Genomic DNA, 18,929 nt, shown 5'->3' on the forward strand with positions numbered 1-18,929 from the left:
GTCAGTTCTCCTCCCGGCGATGATGAAGACACGGGATATGGGACGAAGTAATCATTGGGCCGCGCCCAGAATATGGCCAGCGGCTTGCCAGCCGGTGGCAACGGCGACACCGGAGCCGGAGCCCTCTTTGATGGGGTCATAGTGAGCCAGCACGCTGCCCGCGCCATAGAGGTTGGTGAGCGGTTTGCCGCCGCGCATCACTCTGAGCTTGTCGTCGGTCTTGACCCCGAAGCCCATGAAGGGGTGGTGGTCGAACAGGCGGCGACCGGCCCAGGCATCGCGCTCCTCCAGGCTCAGCACGTCGGCGTCGAAGATGGGCTCGCGAATGCCACGCAGACGGGATTCGAGGCCGCGGCTGAAGAAGCTGCCGGAGGCGAGCACGAAGTGATCTGCTTCAAACAGCTGATCGTCGCCGTTCTGGCTGTGCACACCGAGCACCTTGTCCCCTTCGTAACGGGCGCCAAGCACCCGCTCGCTGGTGAGGAAGGTTCCGCCCAGGGCCTGGAAGCGACGCTTGAGCGCCTCTTGCATCCGCATGCCGATGAGTGAGGGCGGCATGGTCGCCACCTCCTTGATGGTGCAGCCGGTGCGTTTTTCCAGTTCCGCCAGACGGGGGCCGACCAGCCCCAGTGACAGGCAGGCGGGCAGCACCACATGGCGGCAGCCAGGATCGCTGCTCTCGTGCACCATGCGGCAGATCTCGCGGGCCAGATCTGCCAGCAGATCGGGCTGGTCGCCCTTTTGTTTGTCAAACAGGCGGGCTATGTCGGCGGAGCGAAACTCGTGGGGATTACGGCTGAACTCGGCGAGCTGGGGCAGGCGAATTTCCCCTGTCATGATGCGACAGTGGGCGAAGCGCGGATGGGTCGCCAGATTGGCGGCCGCGAGCGCCGGGTGAAAGTCGCGAAACCCTTCCAGGGTCGCCAGCAAGATGGCATTGGGGGCGGGTGCATCTGTCTGGCAGGCGCAGGTATGGGGCGACAACCAGGTGGATTTCAGGGTGCCTATGGGGGTCAGCCGCTGGTGGTTGGTCTCTTGGCGAAACAGGGGCAGCCCCTGCTCGTGGCAGTGGCGTTGCAGATCTGCAAGGCTCGCCTCTATGTTGGTCAGGCCTACTTTGCTGTAAGGGTGATCCGGGTGCTCGGCCATGAAGGCAGGCAGGGCAGCGCGGGGATCCCCCTCGCTCTCCAGCAGGTCGATGGAGCCGGAAGAGAAGTGCAGGGCACTCTGGCCAGAGGCCATCAGCAGCGTCTTCTGACCCGCTTCGGCGAGGCGCAGCGCCGCCGAGAGACCCGCCATGCCGCCACCTATCACGATACTGTCGAATTTCATGACTGCACTCCTTGAGTCAATGGGGCCTGGTTGTGATCCTCTGTCCTGGTCACAGGGTCGAGGGGAAAGGGGGGCTCGGCCACCAGATGGGGCGCCGTCCACTCTCCCAGACCAAACAGCCCTTCGTAGATCCAGTAGGTAAATTCTGCTTCCCGCAGGGCATCGCCCCACAGCACGGGGCGGGTACCCTTGTAACGCTCTTCCAGGAACTGGCGCAACATGACACAGGCCTCGCGGCCATCGGCCTTGCCATACTCCTGCATCAGACCGGCGGCCCGGTAGGCGCACAGCTCTCCCTGACAGGGGCCCATGCCGAGGCGCGTGCGGCGGCGCAGATCCACCAGGTTGTCCACGTCCAGCTCCCGCAGGGCGTATTCGATTTCGCCGGCTGTCACCATCTCGCATTCGCAGATGAGGGCGTTGGCCTTGGGGTTGTCACGAAAGAAGGCGATGACCCGCTCGCCGTGGCGATACTGGGCCGAGCCTTCTGCCGGGGCCGACAGACCGGGGGCGGAGACTTTCTCCGGATCCCGCGAGCCGGGCAGGCTGAGTTCGGCGGTGCGGCACGGCTTGGTGTTGCCTATCTTCCTGGCGATAAGGTCGGTGGCCCACTCGGCCATCAGCCGGTAGGTCATCAGCTTGCCGCCTGTGATGGTATTGAAGCCCTGTAGCCCGTCGCGCTCGGCATGATCCAGCAGCACTATGCCACGGCTGATGTTGCGGCCTGTCTCGTCGCCATCCACCGCTACCAGGGGGCGAACCCCGGCGTAGGCGCGCAGCAGACGGGTGCGGGCCATGATGGGGGCGAGCTTGATCCCCTCACGCAGCAGCACCTCCACTTCGTCCGGATCCACGGTGAGCTGGTCAATCTTGTGATAGTCGATGCGGCTCGAGGTGGTGCCGATGAGGGAGATGGTATCGCCAGGCACCAGTATGTCCGCATCCGCAGGTTTGCGAGCGCGGTTGAGCACCATCTGGTTGATGCGATAATCCATGATGAGCAACGAACCCTTGGCCGGGAACATGCGGATGCCGAGATCGGCGTACTCGCAGATCTGTTGGCCCCAGATCCCGGCAGCGTTCACCACCTCCTGGGCCTCCACCTCGAAGGCTTCACCGGTGCGGGTGTTGATGGCCTTGACGCCATAGACTCTGTCCTGATTGCGCAGCAGCCCCAGCACCTTGCTGTGGGTGAAAATACGCGCGCCGTGTTCCTTGGCATCCAGTACGTTGGCGGCGGCGAGGCGGAAAGGATCCACAGTGCCGTCCGGTACTTGAATAGCCCCTATCAGGGCCGGGTTGACGTTGGGCTCGAGGCGCAGCGCATCGGCCGGATCCAGCTGGCGTGTATCTATACCCGCCAGGGCGCAGGCATCCATAAAGGTTTTTTGAAAATGGATGTCATCTTCCGGCAGGGTGACGAAGAGGCCGCCCGTGTCCTCGACGCAGTGGCTGGCTATCCGCTTGAGGATGCGGTTTTCCTGAATGCACTCGCGGGCGGATTCCGGATCCGTCACCGCATAGCGGGCGCCAGAGTGGAGCAAACCGTGGTTGCGGCCCGTGGTGCCGGCGGCGATGTCATCGCGCTCCAGCAGGATGCAGTCGATGCCGCGCAGTGCGCAATCGCGCATGATGCCGGCTCCGGTTGCGCCACCCCCTATGATGACGACTTGTGTGGTTATTCTTTTCATTCTTGCCCGTCTCATCTCTTCCAGATGGGAACAGTGTCCCTTACTCATGGGATGAAATGTTTGATATGGGCCAAATTAATGTTCGTAAACGCGCATAAATGACAAGGATATGAGCATTGTGTGACGGGAGTCACAAGAGACAGCCGCAGGTGTCACCGGCGAACAAAGAAAAAGGGCGCCGAGCGCCCCAAAAGCTGGATGGTCGAGCCTTTAACCGCAGCACTTCTTGAACTTTTTGCCGCTGCCACAGGGGCAGGGGTCGTTGCGCCCTGCCTGCCGCTGTGCCGGATCCTGTTCGCCATCGGCATAGACCCAGCGCCCCTGATGGCGCACGAAGCGGGAACGCTCATGCAGGCAGTGGCACTCATCTCCCTCCCGGAACCAGGCCTTGAATTCCACCATGCCGGTGTCGTCCAGCGGACCGCCCTGAGCGGCGAGGATATCCAACCCGTCCCAGCGGGTGTCGGTCTGGGAGAGTTGATCTGCCGTCAACCCACCCAGATGATCAGGGTGCCAGCTGTGTACCAGATAGTCGCCCAGCCCCAGCACGAAGGCACTGTAACGGGAGCGCATCAACTGCTCCGGTGTTCGGGCCTCGGCCCCCTGGTGCAGTGATCCGCAGCACAGTTCGAGAGAAATAGTGGAACCGCAAGGACATTTGTTCATGTGTCAGCCCATCAGGGTCGATAGATAAAGGTGCGGGGATTGTAGCGAAAGCGGGTCCACGTCGACCAGCGTCCTATACTGGTCAGGTAGGAACGGAACACCAATAAAAACAGCAGCAAGGATGTGAAAAATGACGCTAAAACAGAAAATTCTGTTGTTGGGAGCCGTCCCCGTGCTCCTGATGGCTCTGGTAGTCAACCTCAGCAATTACATGATCTCCAAGAGCGATCTCGAAGCCGATCTGATCGTTGCGCGGGAGAATGCGATCAAGGAGCGCAAGGCGCTGCTCAGCAGCTATCTGATGCTCGCCAAGACGGCTGTCGACACTGTCTACAACCAGCCAGATACCCTGGAAGTGCGCAAGCAGGTAGCCGAAATATTGCGGCCGCTGCGCTACAGCAGCGATGGCTATTTCTTCGTTTACGACTTTCAGGGCAATACCGTCTTGTTGCCGACCCGTCCCGAGATGGAGGGCAAGAACCGTTGGCAGGACAAGGATGCCAAGGGCAAGCTGCTGATCCAGGAGATCGTCAAAGCCGCCCGTCAGGGAGATGGTTTCTCCGAATACTGGACCGCCAAGCCTTCTATCGGGCGGGATGCGCCCAAGCTTTCCTTCAACCTGGTGCTCGACAAATATGAGTGGATTATCGGCACCGGCTTTTATATCGACGACATCGACAACGAGCTTGCGGCGCTGCGCACCGAGCGCGAGAACAACATGCACGACTCCCTGCAGAGCAGTGTATTGCTCATTCTGGTGATATTGGGCATCACCCTGGTGGCGACAGTGGTGATAGGCAACCGGGTTACCCGGCCGCTGGCAGATGCGGTTCAGGCACTTAATGACATCGCAGACGGTGAGGGGGATTTGACCCAGCGCCTCAAGGTGCAGAGCAATGATGAAATTGGCCAGCTGGCCACGGCGTTCAACCGCTTTGTCGAGCGGATCCAGTCGGTGGTGAGCCAGGTGGGGGAAACCAGCAACCATCTGTTCAGTGCCGTGGAGAAGTTGCACAGCTTGAGCGAACACTATGATCATCAGATGCAGGGCCACAGCAGAGAGACGGATCAGGTGGTCACCGCCGTGACCGAGATGAGCTCCACCGCGCAGGAAGTGGCGGCCAGTGCCTCCAACGCGGCGACGGCCACCAGCGACGCGGCACGGGAGTCCGACGCTGCCCGTGGCGTGGTGGGCACCGCCATCAACAGCATCAACCGGCTGGTGGGGGAAGTGCATACCGCCTCCGGGGTCATCGAGCAGCTGGCCCATGAAACCGGCAAGATTGGCTCCGTGGTGGAGGTCATTCGCGGCATTGCAGAGCAGACCAACCTGCTGGCGCTCAACGCCGCCATCGAAGCAGCCCGGGCCGGTGAGCAGGGGCGCGGCTTTGCAGTTGTAGCGGACGAGGTGCGCTCCCTGGCGGGCCGAACCCAGCAGAGCACCAAGGAGATCAACGAGATGCTTCAACGGCTGCAAAGTGGCGTCAAACAGGCGGTAGACGTGATGCAGGCCAGCGAGGAGCGCAGCCAGGAGACGGTACAGGAGGCAAGCCATATCGCCACCTCCCTCGACAGCATGGTGATGGCGGTCAGCACCATCAACGACATGAATATCCAGATTGCCACCGCCGCCGAGGAGCAGCATGCGGTGTCGGAGGAGATCAACAAGAACCTGGTGGCCATCCAGCAGATCGTCAGCGAGCTGACCGATGCGGCTGTGGAGTCCAACAGCACCACCCGCGACCTGGCCAGCACGGGTGACAAATTGCGTAAACTTGTCTCCCAATTCCGTTATTGATCGCATTTTTGCCGTCTGGACGTCATTTCCAGACGGCAAATTTGGGGATCGGCAGAGAATGTGGGAAAATTGCCGCCATCCGTTCCTTTCGTTAACCCGTACCCTATGAATGAGATCGTGAAAGGCAGTATCGATTTGATCCGTCAGCTCAACTATGGCCTGGTCTACGCCAGCCTGGAGGAGCACAAGGAGCTGTCCCGTACCGATCTGTCCCGTTTGACCGGCCTCTCTCCGGCCAGTATCACCAAGATCACCCGTGAACTGCTCGATGGCGGTCTGGTGGTGACCTGTGGCGAAAGCTCGGTGGGGCGTGGTCGCCGTCAGACCCTGCTGCGCATCAACGAACGCCGCTTCCAGTTTCTCTCCATGCGCCTCGGCCGTGGCTATGTGGACATGGCCCTGTTCGATTTGGCCGGTCGTTCTCTCGCCCGTCATCGTCATACTTTCAGCGAAGCGGAACGTGCCGATCTGCTGGCCAGTCTGGTGCGAGCCATTGAGGGTTTCCTGCCAAAGAAGGCGTTGCGCCTTGCCTGTATCGCCCTCTGTCTGCCCGGGCAGGTGGAGCGTCACTCCGGCATGGTGAAACACTTCCCCTTCTATGATCTGCGCAACTGGCCACTTGGTCCGACCCTGCAACAGGCGTTCGAGGTACCCGTGCTGGTCAGTGGCGATGTGCGCACCTGGATCCAGGCCGAGCGTGAATGGGGCGCCGCCAAAAATTGTGCCGATGCTGTGCTGGTGTTCGTCCACAACGACATAGGTGTCGGCATGGTGGTCAACGGTCAGCTCATCGAGAGCGAGTCGGCACTGCTCGGCGATCTCAGCCACCTGCAGCTCGAACCCTACGGCCAGCGCTGCTACTGCGGCGGCTTTGGCTGCGCCTGTACCCTGGTGACCAATCAGGCGCTGGAGGCGCAATACCGGGATCTGCGCGAGCGCATGCAGGAGTATGACTTGCCGGAGAGTGTCACCATCCGCGAGTTGTGCGAGCTGGCGCTGGCGGGCAACAGCCTGTGTCAGGACATATTGCATCAGGCGGCCGGTCGTCTCTCCCGGGTGCTCTCCAACCTCATCTGTCTGCTCAATCCGGGCAAGCTGCTGCTGGGGGGGGGAAATAACTCGCGCCGATCGGCTGCTGTTCCCCATGCTGCACCAGTCTCTGGCCAGCCAGCTGCCGGCCGAATACCTGGTGCGGCTGCAGATCGAATCCACCCATTTCTACGAAGATCCCACCAAGCCCACCTCGGTACAGGTGCACAAGGCCCTGCGCGATGGCAGCCTGCTGCTCGACTTGTTGCGAGGCGACAAGGAGGCATGACGCTCGGGTTGCAAGGACGCTTCCTGCTCATGCTCTGTCTGGTCAGTCTGCTGCAACTGGTGTTGCTGAGCGGGGCCAGTTACTACTACGTTTCCGAGCAGCGCTACCAGGAGGTAGGCGATCAGGCCCTTGACGTGGCGCGGCTGGTGGCCCGTGAGCCCGGCGTCATTGCCGGGGTAAAGCGGGGCGACACAGCCCGGCTCAATGTGCTGGTTGAGCGGATCCGCGCCGAAGTCGGCGCCAGTTACATCGTCATTGGTGACAGCGAGGCGAGGCGGCTGGTGCACCCCAATGCGGATCGCATCGGCCAGCCCATGGTGGGGGACGATCCTGCCCGTGCCCTGCAAGGAGAAGCCTATATTTCCCGTGCCCAGGGGTCGCTCGGTGTCTCGGTGCGCGGCAAGGGGCCGATCCGCAACGAGATGGGACAGGTCATTGGCGTGGTGTCGGTCGGTTATCTGGTGCGCGACATAGACGCAGATCTTCAGGATTTTCTGCGCTTTGGTCTGGCGATGACCCTGCTTATCGTCTTGCTCAACAGCGCCGCTGCCGCCTGGCTGGCGCGGCGCTACAAGCGGGCCATCCTGGGGTTCGAACCCGAGCAGATCGGGCGCCTCTATGCGGAGCTGGATTGCACCCTGCGTACCGTACGCGAGGGGATCCTCACCATAGATGAGCAAGGCAGGCTTACCTCCCTCAACCCGAATGGCATCCGGCTGCTGCGCCTCGATGAGCAGGCGGCGAGGGCGGCGCTCGGCCAACCCGTCACCCAACTGTTGCCTGAAAGCCGCATGCTCTCCCTCATTCAGGATCCGCGCCCCCAGTTTGATGAAGAGATAGTGCTCAACGGCCAGCAGCTCATCGTCAACCGGCTGCCGTTGGTGCGGGACGGCAAGCTGATCGGTGCCGTGTCGAGCTTTCGCCGCAAGGATGAGCTGGCCGAGCTCAGCGCCCAGCTCTCCCAGGTACAGGCATACAGTGACCTGCTACGAGTACAGACCCACGAACACAACAACCAGCTCGGCACCATAGCCGGCATGATAGAACTGGGTGCTACCCAGGAGGCGCTCGCCTTCATCGGACGGGAAGCTGCTACCGAGCAAACCCTGCTCAGCTTCTTGATGGGGGCCATTGCCAAGCCCAAGGTGGCAGGGCTGTTGCTTGGCAAGTATCACAGGGCCCACGAGCTGGGGCTGGTGTTGGTGGTGGACCCGGATTCTCGTCTGCACGACATCCCTCTTCGTGTGAGCGGTTCCCAGCTGGTGACACTGCTGGGCAATCTCATCGACAATGCCTTCGAGGCGACCCGTCGCCACGGTGCGCCTTACCAGCCGATCCGGGTCTCGTTGAGCGATCTCGGCCAGGATCTCATCCTGGAGGTGGAGGACGGAGCCGGCGGCATAGATCCTGCCCTGGCAGACAGGTTGTTCGAGCGCGGGGTCAGCAGCAAGGTCGAGCCCGGTCACGGTATCGGCCTTGCTCTGGTGCGCAAGACGCTGGATGCCCTGCAGGGGACCATCACCATAGAAGCCACGGCGCAGGGAAGTTGCGTCGTCTGTTACATTCCCAAGGAGGTGTGAGTGATCAAGATCCTGATCGTCGAAGATGATCCGGCCATCGCCGAGATCCACCGCCGCTTCGTTCAGCGGCTGGCGGGGTTTGAGGTGCTGGGGGTGGCGCTCACCCTGTTCGATGCCAGAGAGCAGATTGGCATCCTCAAACCCGATCTGGTGTTGCTGGATGTGTGGCTGCCCGACGGAGAGGGTTTTGCCCTGCTGCGTGAACTGCGTCAGGTCGGGGCCTGCCTGGATGTCATCCTGCTCACTGCCGCGCGGGAGGCGGCCGCCTTGCAAGAGGCGATGCGGCTCGGGGTGGTGGACTTCATTCTCAAACCCGTGGTGTTCGAACGATTGCGGGATACGCTTGATAACTATTGTCAGAGCCGCGCCGCGCTGGCAGCGCTGGCTGACATCGATCAGCAGGCGGTGGATGCCCTGTTCGGTACTCCGCTGCAGCAGGTGGCGGCCGGCGGCCTGCCCAAAGGGATAGATGCGCTTACCCTGCAACGGGTATTGGCGGCGCTGACGGGGGTGGGAGCCAGTGCCGAGGAGATAGGCAACCGGGTGGGGGTGAGCCGCACCACTGCGCGCCGTTATCTGGAGTTTCTGGTGGGCCAGCAGCTGGCGAGTCCTGAGCTGGAATACGGCACTGTCGGGCGGCCGGAGCGCCGCTATCAGGCAATACAAAAGCGCCAACACTGACGCCTCAGCATGCTGCACATCATCTTTGATGTCATAAAAAGAGCGCCTTTGGGCGCTCTTTTACATTGCAAGCTCATGGGGATCAGGTCAGCTCCGAGTGCAGCGTTTCCACTGGCGCCCTGCGAGCCTGCCACCACTGCCAGACCGGCAACAGCAGCATCACCAGGGTGACCAGCGTGAAGCCGAGGGTGATGGGTCGCTCCCACAGGAAGCTCAGTGAACCGTCGTTGATGACCAGAGCCCGGCGCAGGTTGTCCTCCAGCATGCCCCCCAGAATGAAACCGAGCAGCATGGGAGCCATGGGGAAGTCCAGCAGGCGCAGCCCGATGGCGATCAGCGCCACCAGCGCCATCACATAGATGTCCATGGTGTTGAACGAGACCAGATAGACCCCGATCAGCGAGAACAGCAATACCATGGGAATAAGCACGGGACGCGGTACTTGCAGGATCTTGGCCAGATAGGGAATGAGCGGCAGGTTGAGGATCAGCAGTACCACGTTGCCCAGATACATGGAGATGATCACCGACCAGAAGACGTCCGGGTGCTCCATGAAGAGGCGAGGGCCCGGCTGAATGCCATAGGCGATGAGCGCCCCCAGCATCAGTGCCGTGGTGCCCGAGCCCGGGATCCCCAGAGTCAGCAGAGGCACGAAGGCACCACTGGAAGCCGCATTGTTGGCCGCCTCCGGCGCGGCAATGCCGGTCAGGCTGCCCTTGCCGAATTCATCCCGCTTCGCTTTGCGAGAGAAGTTTCGCTCGGCACCATAGGCCATGAAAGAGGCGATGGTGGCGCCGGCACCCGGCAGCACGCCGATGAGAAAACCCAGCACAGAGGAGCGCACTATGGGTGGGGCTATCTCTTTTACTTCTGCCTTGCTCAGCTTGAGAGATCCGAGTTGCTGGATCTTGTTCGCCTCCTCGTCACGGGAATCTTTGCCCGGGCGCAATACCGTCATCAGGATCTCTGCCAGGGCGAAGGTGGCCATGGCCAGCAGCAGGAAGGAGAAGCCATCGCGCAAGTCCGGCAGGCCGAAGGTGAATCTGTCCACCCCGACGCTGCGATCGATGCCGACGGTGGAGAGCATGATGCCAAACAGCGCCATGATCAGCGCCTTGAGTACCTGTCCCTTGCCGGCGAAGGCGGCCACGGCGGAGAGTCCCAGTACCATGAGGGCGAAGTAGTCCGCCGACTGGAAGGAGAGGGAGACCTTGGCGAGCAGCGGTGCCGCCACCATCAGGAAGATGGCCGACAGAGTGCCGCCGGTGAAGGAGGCGTAGGCCGCGATGGCCAGCGCCTTGCCGGCCTGGCCCTTGCAGGCCAGGGGATAGCCGTCGATGGCGGTGATCATGCTGGCCGAGCAACCCGGTGTGTTGATCAGAATGGAGGAGGTGGAGCCACCGAACATGGAGCCGTAGTAGACCCCGGCCATCAATATGATGCCGGAGGCCGGATCCAGCCCGTAGGTGATGGGGATCATCAGGGCGATGGCGGTGACCGGGCCCAACCCCGGCAGCATGCCGATAAAGGTGCCGACGAAGCAGCCTACTATCACCATGAAGATGTTGATGGGCATCATGGCGGTGCCCAGGCCTTGCAAGATTCCGTCTAACATGTGATTTCCTTATCCCAGCAAGTAGGTGAACAGCCGACCCGGTTCGAGGTAGACGTTGAGCACCTTGGTCAACAGAGCCCAGAAAATGAGGGTGAAGGGCACACTCACCTTGCAGGCGAAGGAGAGGCTCCGCTCGCCCATCAAGCGGATCCCGCCGATGAGGAACAGGATGGTGGCGATGACAAAGCCGAGCCAGCCGAGGGCCACCCCATAGATCAGCATCAGCAGCAGCAAGGCAAATACCAGCCGCCAGTTACCGGCTTCCTTATGCAGTCTCTCTCCGCCAGGGAAACAGATCAGCAGCAGGGAGAGCAGGGCGCCGACGCCTGACAGGGCATAGGGCAAGGTGCTGGCGGTAAAGGGTTCATACTCGTCCCCGGGATAACCGGGGATCAGGGTGGCGTGATAGCCATAGGCGAGGGAGAGCAGCAAAAACAGCAGCCCCCCGAGCCGCTCCTTGGTCATGTGCATAATGGTGACTCCAATGGGCGGGCCTCGCCCGCCACTGAGGGATTATTTGATGAAGCCGAGCTCACGCATCAGGCTGCCGATTTGCTGCTCCTGGCTGTTGAGAAAGGCGGTGAATTCGGGACCAGACTGGTAGAGATTGGTCCAGCTGTTGCGGGCGCGGACCGTTTCCCACTCCGGCTTGTCATACATCTGCTTGAGCAGGGCGGCAAACTCGGCGGATTTTTGCGCACTGACAGTGGGGGAGGCAAAGTAGCCACGCCAGTTGGCAAAGACAGTCGGATTGCCTTGCTCACTAAAGGTCGGGATCTGGCTGGCATCCGGCATCCGCTCGGGTGCCGTGACACCGAGGATCCGCATCTGGCCGGATTTGACCGCCTCCATTGCTTCGCCAAAACCGGTGGAGAGCACCTGTGTCTCTCCCGCCAGCACTGCCGCCATGGCGCTGCCGCCCGCATCATAGGCCACATAGCGCAGCTTGCTGGCATCTGCCCCTCCATTCTTGAAGGTCATGGCCGCCACCAGATGATCCAGGCTGCCACGGGCGGATCCGCCGGCTATCTTCACCTTGGCAGGGTTGGCTTCATAGGCCGCCAACAGTTGGGACCAATCCTGATAGGGCGAGTCCAGCGGTACGGCCAGTGCCTGATAATCGGCAATAATGGCGGCGACCGGCGTGAGATCCCGGAAGGACTGCGGCAGCTCCTTGGAGAGGGATTTGACGATGATGGGGGTGGAGTTGACCATCAGCGTCTTGTCGGACTGGGCCGAGGTCTCGATCAGGTGGGCGATGGCCTTGGCGCCACCACCGGCTGAGATGTTCTGATAGGAGGCGGTGGCGATGAGGCCGGACTTGGTCAGCGCCTCGCCGGTACCCCGGGCCGTGTTGTCCCAACCACCGCCGGCACCGCCCGGGATCAGAAAGTGGATTTCATCTATTTTGGCCTGTACGCCGAGGCTGGCGCCAAGCAGGCAGCAGAGCAGGGTGCGCTTGAGGGTTCCTTGCAACATGATGTACTCCTTGTGATTGTTGCAATGAGGTTAATTAATCGTGTCTAGTTGGAGAACAATCTGACCGTAATGGCTATTAAGGCTGTTCTGGTCATTTTGTGCATTTTGGTCATGAGCAGACGCTTTGTTGTTTCAAGATGGCTTGATGTCGCGCTGGCAAGGCTCTGGAGGTAAAAAACATCAGGCTCCCCGCGTAAAAAGTGGGGAGCCTGGCTCGTGCTGGCAGCAGCTTGGTCGCCGCTATGTTTTTGTCGCGGAGGAAACCTTGTCACCGATGGTCTCCTGCTGTTTGATGGTTTCAGTGGCCTGCTGTTTGAGCTGCAGCTGCTCCATCACCAGCTTGTAGGCGATGTAGTACTTGTAGATGTTGCCCACGTAGGTCACTGTTTCTGGCCCTATTTTCTCGGCCGCCACATACTCGACGTTATGAAACCAGATGTTGGGATCCAGTCCCCGTTTCTTGGCCTCTGTCCGCAGTCGTGCCACCCGTGCAGGGCCGGCATTGTAGGAAGCAAATGAAAACAAGGCCTTGTCGAGGGCCGTCATGGGCTCGTCGGCGTAGTAGTGATCGATCATCCAGCGCATGTATTTGACGCCACCGTGGATGTTGGGTTCGAGCTGGCGAATGTCGCCTACCTTCAGACCTTTGCCGGTGGCGGGCATGATCTGCATGATGCCGATGGCACCGACCGGGCTGCGCGCCTTGTGGTTGAGTGCCGACTCCTGATAGCCCTGAGCCGCGATCAACAGCCAGTCCACATCGAAACGATCGCCGTACTGGCGAAACAGATCTACCAGCTGCAGGAATTTCTTGCGCTCAGTCTCGGCGGCAGCGCTCTTGACGAATTTGTTCTGCTTGAGGTAACGGGCCAGGATATCCTCTCCTGTGGCCTTGCCCCGCTGGGCTGCTATCTGCTCGTTGAGCATGGCGAGCAACTTGGGACTCTCCTTGCGTACGGCCCAGGCGATGACACCCCCTTCACGGAATGCGGGTTGTTCGTGGATCTGGATGGCGGGAAAAATCTTCTTCCAGAAACGAGCCTTGTGCTCATCCATGACAATGAAGGGCAGCAGGCCAGCATTGACCATCTCCACCAGATCCTCATCTTCCAGAGATTCCGGTGCCGGCTTGATGTCGATGAGGGGCTCTCCTGAGTCCTTTTTGGCCTGGTTATAGGCGATGAGGCTCTCGAAGTAACTTGAAGAGGGGCGGACATGGACAGTTTGGCCACCGAGTTCGGCGACACTCTCCACCCTGGGTGAGTGAGGCCCCGAGATCAGCAGTTCCCGCACGTTTTCCAATAAGGGATTGGTAAACGCCACGCCCTGCCTTTTGCGCTGATCCGTGATGGTGAGGTTGGCTGCCGCTATGTCACCTTTGCCGTCGATCAGGGCTTGCAGCAGGGCTTCACGGGCAACCGGAATGAAGACGAACTGCAGCTTGAGGTGGCGCTTGATGGCCTTCTGTTTGCGCAGCTGATCATTGAGCCGTTTTTCTACCTGCATGAAAGCATCATAGGTTACGCCCCGTTGGACCCCTTTGTTGATGAAGTAGCCGGTCTTGTTGTAGGTGGTGAGCACCCGGATGGTGCGTCGCGCCAGCATGTCATCGAGGTCACCCAACCGAGGGCGGGACAGTTCCTCTGCGCTAAATGCCAGGGACGCCGGCACTTCGTCGGGCGCTGCCGTCTGTTCAGCCGCCGTGGCCGGCGCCAGGCAGCACAGCATCCAGCCCAGAATGATCCATAACCTTTTCATGATGAGTACCTCACTCTTTTCATTGAGTGTAAGTGGCAGGCAAGGAGCTACTTAGCTCATTGAGTTTGGTGCAACGTGTCAGATAGCACCATTGGCTCTATTTTGTGGTGCCGCAGCCGTCTCGTGCGAGATAGTCAAGAATACCTGTTGGGGCAGAGGTGTGATGCGGATGGCTGCGGGCACGAGATGCCGCGGTATCTGTCAGGGGACAGGGAATGGGGAAGCCGTGAAATTGAAATATAGAAGGGGAGCCATAACGGCTCCCCTTCTATTGCAGCAAATCCGATGTGGCGTTAGAACCAGAAGCCGATGATGAAGGACCCCGCCAGGGTCAACATGACGTTGGCAACCGCATAGGTGCCCGCATAACCAAGCGCCGGAATGGAGCTGTTGGCCGCTTCGTTCACCACGTCCATGGCCGGGGCGCAGGTGCGAGCACCCGTGATGGCGCCCAGCAGCAGTGCCGGGTTCATCTTCAACACCCAGACCCCGAACAGATAGCCCACCAGTACCGGCAAGGTAGTCACCAGCATGCCGGAGAAGAGCACCACGGCACCGACCTGGCTCAGGTGATCGAGAATGCCGCCACCGGCTTTCAGACCCGTGCTCACCATAAAGACGGCGAGCCCCAGATCCTTGGCCAGACGCAATGCCCCGGGCGGCACATAGCCGACTGTGGGGTGGTTGGCGCGCAGATAGCCCATCAGGATCCCTGCCAGCAGCAGGCCGACGGCGTTGCCCAGACCAAACTCGAGCTGGCCAAATACCAGGGAGACTGAGCCGATCAGCAGGCCCAGCACGAAGAAGGTGGTGAAGGCGACCAGATCCGTGGTCTGGCTGTGGATACTGATAAAGCCGATCTTGTTGGCCAGCAGCTTGACCCGCTGCTTCTCGCCGCTGATCTGCAGCACGTCACCTTTTTGTAGCATGATGTTGCGATCAAACGGCATCTCTATCTGGGAACGTACCACCCGGTTGAGGAAGCAGCCCTTCTCGGTGAGGTTGAGCTCCACCAGATGGCGCCCGACTACCCCATCGTTTTTCACCACTATCTCTTCGGTAACTATCTGAAGGTCCAACAGGTTGCGGTCGAACACCTCTTTACCGTTACGGTAATTGACGTCGAGTTTCTCGTGGCTTTCCGGATAGCCTACCAGGGCGATCTCGTCCCCTTCCTGGATGACGGCATCACCATCCGGGCTCGCCAGTATACCGTTGCGGCGGATCCGCTCGACATAGCAGCCGGTATGGGGATAGATACCGGTTTCCCGCAGGGTACGACCACCAATCCAGGCTGCGAGCTCGGGGCCGACCCGATAGGCGCGGATGATGGGCAGATAGGTCTTGCGGCTCTCGCTGTCCGATAACCCCCGCTCGCGGGCTATTTTCTGGGCCTCGGTGTTGAGGTCAAGTCGTGCCAGGGAGGGGAGGTAGCGCACCACCAGCATCAGCCCCACCAGGCCGACCAGATAGGTCAGCGCATAGCCGATCCCCATGTTGTCTAGCACGGGTTGCATGTCGGTGCCATGGGGCAGATTGAGCAGGCCGCTGCGCAGGGCATCCTGTGCCCCCACCAAGGCCGGGGTCGAGGTCAGCGAACCGGCCAATATGCCAGCTGCCATGCCTGGCCCCAGGTTGAAGAACTTGGCGAGCCCCACTGTCAGCAGCAGCGCCGTCAGCAGGATCACCAGAGTGAGGGTGATGTAGTGAATGCCGTCCCGCAGGAAGACGCTGAAAAAGTGCGGCCCCGCCTCTATCCCCACGCAGAAAATGAACAGCATGAAGCCGACGTTCTCCGTGGTGGCGGTGAACTCGAAACCCATCTGGCCGAACAGCAGGGCGGTAAACAGCACGCCTATGGTGTTGCCAATCTGGAAATTGCCGAGCCTGACTTTGCCGAGCAACAGGCCGAAGGCCAGTACCACGAACAGCAGCAGGGAGTCGCTTTGATGTAACAGTGTCACGAAATCTATGGTCATGCCCGGAAAAACCGAGGAAAAAAGTGGGGCCGATATTGTGCCGGATCCCTTACCAATAAAGAAGCGCCAAAGGAGGATTAATCGGTAGCAAGCTGCCTTGCTGCCCCTTGGTTGAGGGAAAACACGGGGTAACCAGGAAGATCCGTTCTATTTCGCGCTGTCTGCCCCGCTGTCAATTAGTGATTCCTGCTATCTGTGATCCTTGTCCGCATGACCTGCTTGAAAATTTATTCCCTGCTGTTTGGGAGAGTCGTTTCGTGGTTTTTCAGCATATCTGACTGAAGAGCGGGGGTTGAGCCAGGAACAGGTTCAAGGGGCAGGTACGGATGCTGACCCACTGCTCGCGGGATAGCGAAAAGATATCTGGAAAAGGCATCTGATGGCCGGAGTGTCGACCCATTTAGGGGGGCACTCAAAAACAGTAGAAAATGAGGTTGGGAAGAGAAATCGGAGCCGGTCGATGGCAATGGCCTGCCAAGCTAGGCAGTGACTGGGTTTGACTGACTTACCCACAGATTCTGTGGATAACCCTGTGCGTGAAACTTGGCGATCAGGCTGCAGGCCGCGCCAATACTGGGTTGCAAGGGCTGTTCAAAAAATACCGGAAGAAAAATGTTTCTATAAAAATCAAATAGTTAGACGCAACAGAACAAAACGCTGCTGGCATGGACAGGGAGAAAAATGGGGGATGTCACCGCAGTGAGCGGCTTGTGCATTAAAATCGGCAGAGGAAAGCACTAAAGTGGATAACTTGCACCGACTTGCACCGAGATGGTGAGGAATTGGCTCCCCCGACTGGACTTGAACCAGTGACATACGGATTAACAGTCCGCCGTTCTACCGACTGAACTACGGGGGAACATCAGGCAAGGAGGGGCATCATACAGAGGTCGCTTTTTGAGGTCAATAGCCGCTTGGGCAGGAGAGTGGATACCCAGGCCACCCCAACTCGGAGTACACTTCTTCCTTGCCGTTTTTTGCCGGGAGTCGTCATGAGCAAGTTATTTCAGTTGGCCAGCCAGTTTCAACCCGCAGGGGATCAGCCAGAGGCGATCGCCCGTCTGCTTGATGGCATCGAGTCCGGCCTGGCCCATCAGACCCTGCTCGGGGTGACAGGTTCGGGCAAGACCTTCACCATGGCCAACGTGATCGCGACCCTGAACCGCCCCACCATGATCATGGCCCCCAACAAGACGCTGGCTGCCCAGCTCTATGGCGAGATGAAGGAGTTTTTCCCCGAGAATGCGGTGGAGTATTTCGTCTCCTACTACGACTACTACCAGCCCGAGGCTTATGTACCGACCACGGACACCTTCATCGAGAAGGATGCCTCCATCAATGATCACATCGAACAGATGCGGTTGTCGGCTACCAAGGCACTACTGGAACGGCGTGACGTCATCATAGTCGCGTCCGTGTCGGCCATCTATGGTCTGGGGGACCCACAGGCTTACCTCAGCATGATGCTGCACCTCAAAGTCGGGGACGTGATCAACCAGCGGGATATACTGCGTCGTCTCGCCGAGCTGCAATACACCCGCAATGACATGGCATTCCAGCGTGGTACCTTTCGGGTGAGGGGAGAGGTCATCGACATCTACCCCGCCGAGTCGGACAAGCTGGCGCTGCGCGTGGAGTTGTTTGATGAAGAGGTGGAGCGGCTCTCCCAGTTCGATCCCCTGACCGGTGCCATCGAGCAGACGGTAGTGCGCTACACCATCTATCCCAAGACCCACTACGCTACCCCGCGCGAAACCATTCTGGGTGCCATCGAACATATAAAGGAGGAGTTGAAAAGCCGCCGGGAACAGCTGCTGTCTCTCAACAAGCTGGTGGAGGAGCAGCGCATCAGCCAACGCACCCAGTTCGACATGGAGATGATGCAGGAGCTGGGCTACTGCTCCGGTATCGAGAACTACAGCCGCTACCTCTCCGGTCGTGCACCGGGGGAGCCGCCGCCCACCCTGTTTGACTACCTGCCAGGGGATGGCCTGCTCATCATCGACGAATCCCACGTGACGGTGCCGCAGATCGGCGCCATGTTCAAAGGGGACAGATCCCGCAAGGAGACGCTGGTGGAGTACGGCTTTCGTCTGCCCTCGGCACTCGACAACCGGCCCCTCAAGTTCGATGAGTTCGAGGCCCTGATGCCGCAGACGGTGTTTGTCTCGGCTACCCCTGGTCCCTACGAGCTGGGTAAATCCGGCGATGACGTGGTGCAGCAGGTAGTGCGCCCGACCGGTTTGCTCGATCCCGAGATAGAGGTGCGCCCGGTGACCACCCAGGTGGACGATCTGCTCTCCGAGATCCGGCTGCGGGTCGCGGTGGAGGAGCGGGTGCTGGTGACGACCCTCACCAAGCGAATGTCGGAGGATTTGACCGAATATCTGGCGGATCATGATGTTAGAGTGCGCTACCTGCACTCGGATATCGATACCGTAGAGCGGGTGGAGATCATTCGCGATCTGCGCCTCGGCAAGTTTGACGTGCTGGTGGGTATCAACCTGCTGCGAGAGGGGCTCGACATGCCGGAGGTCTCTCTGGTGGCCATCCTGGATGCGGATAAAGAGGGCTTCCTGCGCTCCACCCGCTCCCTCATTCAGACCATTGGCCGCGCCGCCCGCAACCTCAACGGCAAGGTGATCCTGTACGGGGATTCCATCACCAACTCCATGAGGGTTGCCATCGAGGAGACGGAGCGCCGTCGGACCCTGCAGCATGCTCACAACCTCGAACACGGCATCACCCCCAAAGGGCTCAACAAGTCGGTGGGGGATGTGATGGACATGGGAGGCAGCCGTAGTGCAGGCAAGGCGGGCAGGGGAGGTCGCAAGGCAGCCGAGCCACAAGGGGAGTACCATGTTCGCTCCGCCAGCGAGATCGCCAAAGAGATCAAGCGGATGGAAGAGCAGATGTTCCAGCACGCGCGGGATCTGGAGTTCGAGCAGGCAGCCGCGCTGCGAGACCAGATCCAGCGGCTGCGCCACGAGTTGATCGAGAGTTGAACAATAAGCCGAACGGCAAACGCTGGC

12 protein-coding genes and 1 tRNA gene are annotated in these 18,929 nt (G+C 60.2%); 4 read left to right on the forward strand and 9 right to left on the reverse strand.

Going from position 1 to position 18,929, the window contains the following annotated elements:
• Positions 1 to 51: 51 nt before the first annotated feature.
• The 3 genes from glpB to AC1P02_RS15345 form a co-directional block, all read right to left on the reverse strand.
• The gene (gene glpB / locus AC1P02_RS15335) at positions 52 to 1,332 is read right to left on the reverse strand and encodes a glycerol-3-phosphate dehydrogenase subunit GlpB (RefSeq protein ID WP_265456175.1); all 1,281 of its coding nucleotides are present in this window, start codon (positions 1,330 to 1,332) and stop codon (positions 52 to 54) included.
• Positions 1,329 to 3,023, reverse strand: coding sequence for an anaerobic glycerol-3-phosphate dehydrogenase subunit A (gene glpA, locus AC1P02_RS15340; protein WP_099368966.1), 1,695 nt, complete (start codon positions 3,021 to 3,023; stop codon positions 1,329 to 1,331). Before glpA ends, glpB begins: the two co-directional genes overlap by 4 nt.
• A 210-nt stretch (positions 3,024 to 3,233) precedes the next feature.
• Entirely contained in the window at positions 3,234 to 3,689 is a 456-nt protein-coding gene (locus AC1P02_RS15345; protein WP_485182604.1) for a YchJ family protein, read from the reverse strand.
• A gap of 130 nt (positions 3,690 to 3,819) precedes the next feature.
• Between AC1P02_RS15345 and AC1P02_RS15350 the strand changes: the two genes are divergently transcribed.
• From AC1P02_RS15350 to AC1P02_RS15360, 3 genes are all read left to right on the forward strand, one after another.
• Positions 3,820 to 5,487: a methyl-accepting chemotaxis protein gene (locus AC1P02_RS15350; protein WP_485182605.1), complete on the forward strand. Its 1,668-nt coding sequence runs from the start codon at positions 3,820 to 3,822 to the stop codon at positions 5,485 to 5,487.
• A 117-nt stretch (positions 5,488 to 5,604) separates the two neighbouring features.
• Complete coding sequence (locus AC1P02_RS15355) at positions 5,605 to 8,385, forward strand: ROK family protein (protein WP_485182606.1); 2,781 nt, start codon at positions 5,605 to 5,607, stop codon at positions 8,383 to 8,385.
• A complete protein-coding gene (locus tag AC1P02_RS15360) occupies positions 8,386 to 9,066 on the forward strand; it encodes a response regulator (protein ID WP_485182607.1) in 681 nt (226 codons plus the stop codon).
• Between the two features lie 82 nt (positions 9,067 to 9,148).
• Here the strand turns inward: AC1P02_RS15360 and AC1P02_RS15365 are convergent, their stop codons facing one another.
• The 6 genes from AC1P02_RS15365 to AC1P02_RS15390 all read right to left on the reverse strand — a co-directional run bounded on the left by AC1P02_RS15365 (position 9,149) and on the right by AC1P02_RS15390 (position 16,756).
• The gene (locus tag AC1P02_RS15365) at positions 9,149 to 10,681 is read right to left on the reverse strand and encodes a tripartite tricarboxylate transporter permease (RefSeq protein WP_440145813.1); all 1,533 of its coding nucleotides are present in this window, start codon (positions 10,679 to 10,681) and stop codon (positions 9,149 to 9,151) included.
• 9 nt (positions 10,682 to 10,690) lie between these two features.
• Positions 10,691 to 11,152 (reverse strand): tripartite tricarboxylate transporter TctB family protein, encoded by a 462-nt coding sequence (locus AC1P02_RS15370; RefSeq protein ID WP_059167527.1) that lies wholly within the window; start codon positions 11,150 to 11,152, stop codon positions 10,691 to 10,693.
• 42 nt (positions 11,153 to 11,194) lie between these two features.
• On the reverse strand, positions 11,195 to 12,160 hold the full coding sequence (locus tag AC1P02_RS15375; RefSeq protein WP_485182608.1) for a tripartite tricarboxylate transporter substrate binding protein: 966 nt from the start codon (positions 12,158 to 12,160) through the stop codon (positions 11,195 to 11,197).
• Positions 12,161 to 12,400: 240 nt separating this feature from the next.
• The gene (locus AC1P02_RS15380) at positions 12,401 to 13,918 is read right to left on the reverse strand and encodes an MltF family protein (protein ID WP_485182609.1); all 1,518 of its coding nucleotides are present in this window, start codon (positions 13,916 to 13,918) and stop codon (positions 12,401 to 12,403) included.
• Positions 13,919 to 14,211: 293 nt separating this feature from the next.
• Positions 14,212 to 15,897 (reverse strand): aspartate:alanine antiporter, encoded by a 1,686-nt coding sequence (locus AC1P02_RS15385; protein WP_265467873.1) that lies wholly within the window; start codon positions 15,895 to 15,897, stop codon positions 14,212 to 14,214.
• A 783-nt stretch (positions 15,898 to 16,680) separates the two neighbouring features.
• Positions 16,681 to 16,756 (reverse strand) — tRNA-Asn (locus AC1P02_RS15390).
• Positions 16,757 to 16,889: 133 nt separating this feature from the next.
• On the opposite strand from AC1P02_RS15390, the gene uvrB reads away from it, so the two are divergent.
• Positions 16,890 to 18,902, forward strand: a complete 2,013-nt coding sequence (uvrB, locus tag AC1P02_RS15395; RefSeq protein ID WP_125606855.1) for an excinuclease ABC subunit UvrB — start codon at positions 16,890 to 16,892, stop codon at positions 18,900 to 18,902.
• The last annotated feature ends 27 nt before the right edge of the window (positions 18,903 to 18,929 follow it).

Source organism: Aeromonas sp. TS_SC_11 (assembly GCF_057318915.1).

Excerpts from the sequence above, each read along its gene's own strand:
- glpB (WP_265456175.1), bottom strand. The coding sequence starts at position 1,332 with ATGAAATTCGACAGTATCGTGATAGGTGGCGGCATGGCGGGTCTCTCG.
- glpA (WP_099368966.1), bottom strand. The coding sequence starts at position 3,023 with ATGAAAAGAATAACCACACAAGTCGTCATCATAGGGGGTGGCGCAACC.
- AC1P02_RS15345 (WP_485182604.1), bottom strand. The coding sequence starts at position 3,689 with ATGAACAAATGTCCTTGCGGTTCCACTATTTCTCTCGAACTGTGCTGC.
- AC1P02_RS15350 (WP_485182605.1), top strand. The coding sequence starts at position 3,820 with ATGACGCTAAAACAGAAAATTCTGTTGTTGGGAGCCGTCCCCGTGCTC.
- AC1P02_RS15365 (WP_440145813.1), bottom strand. The coding sequence starts at position 10,681 with ATGTTAGACGGAATCTTGCAAGGCCTGGGCACCGCCATGATGCCCATC.
- AC1P02_RS15370 (WP_059167527.1), bottom strand. The coding sequence starts at position 11,152 with ATGCACATGACCAAGGAGCGGCTCGGGGGGCTGCTGTTTTTGCTGCTC.
- AC1P02_RS15375 (WP_485182608.1), bottom strand. The coding sequence starts at position 12,160 with ATGTTGCAAGGAACCCTCAAGCGCACCCTGCTCTGCTGCCTGCTTGGC.
- AC1P02_RS15380 (WP_485182609.1), bottom strand. The coding sequence starts at position 13,918 with ATGAAAAGGTTATGGATCATTCTGGGCTGGATGCTGTGCTGCCTGGCG.
- AC1P02_RS15385 (WP_265467873.1), bottom strand. The coding sequence starts at position 15,897 with ATGACCATAGATTTCGTGACACTGTTACATCAAAGCGACTCCCTGCTG.
- uvrB (WP_125606855.1), top strand. The coding sequence starts at position 16,890 with ATGAGCAAGTTATTTCAGTTGGCCAGCCAGTTTCAACCCGCAGGGGAT.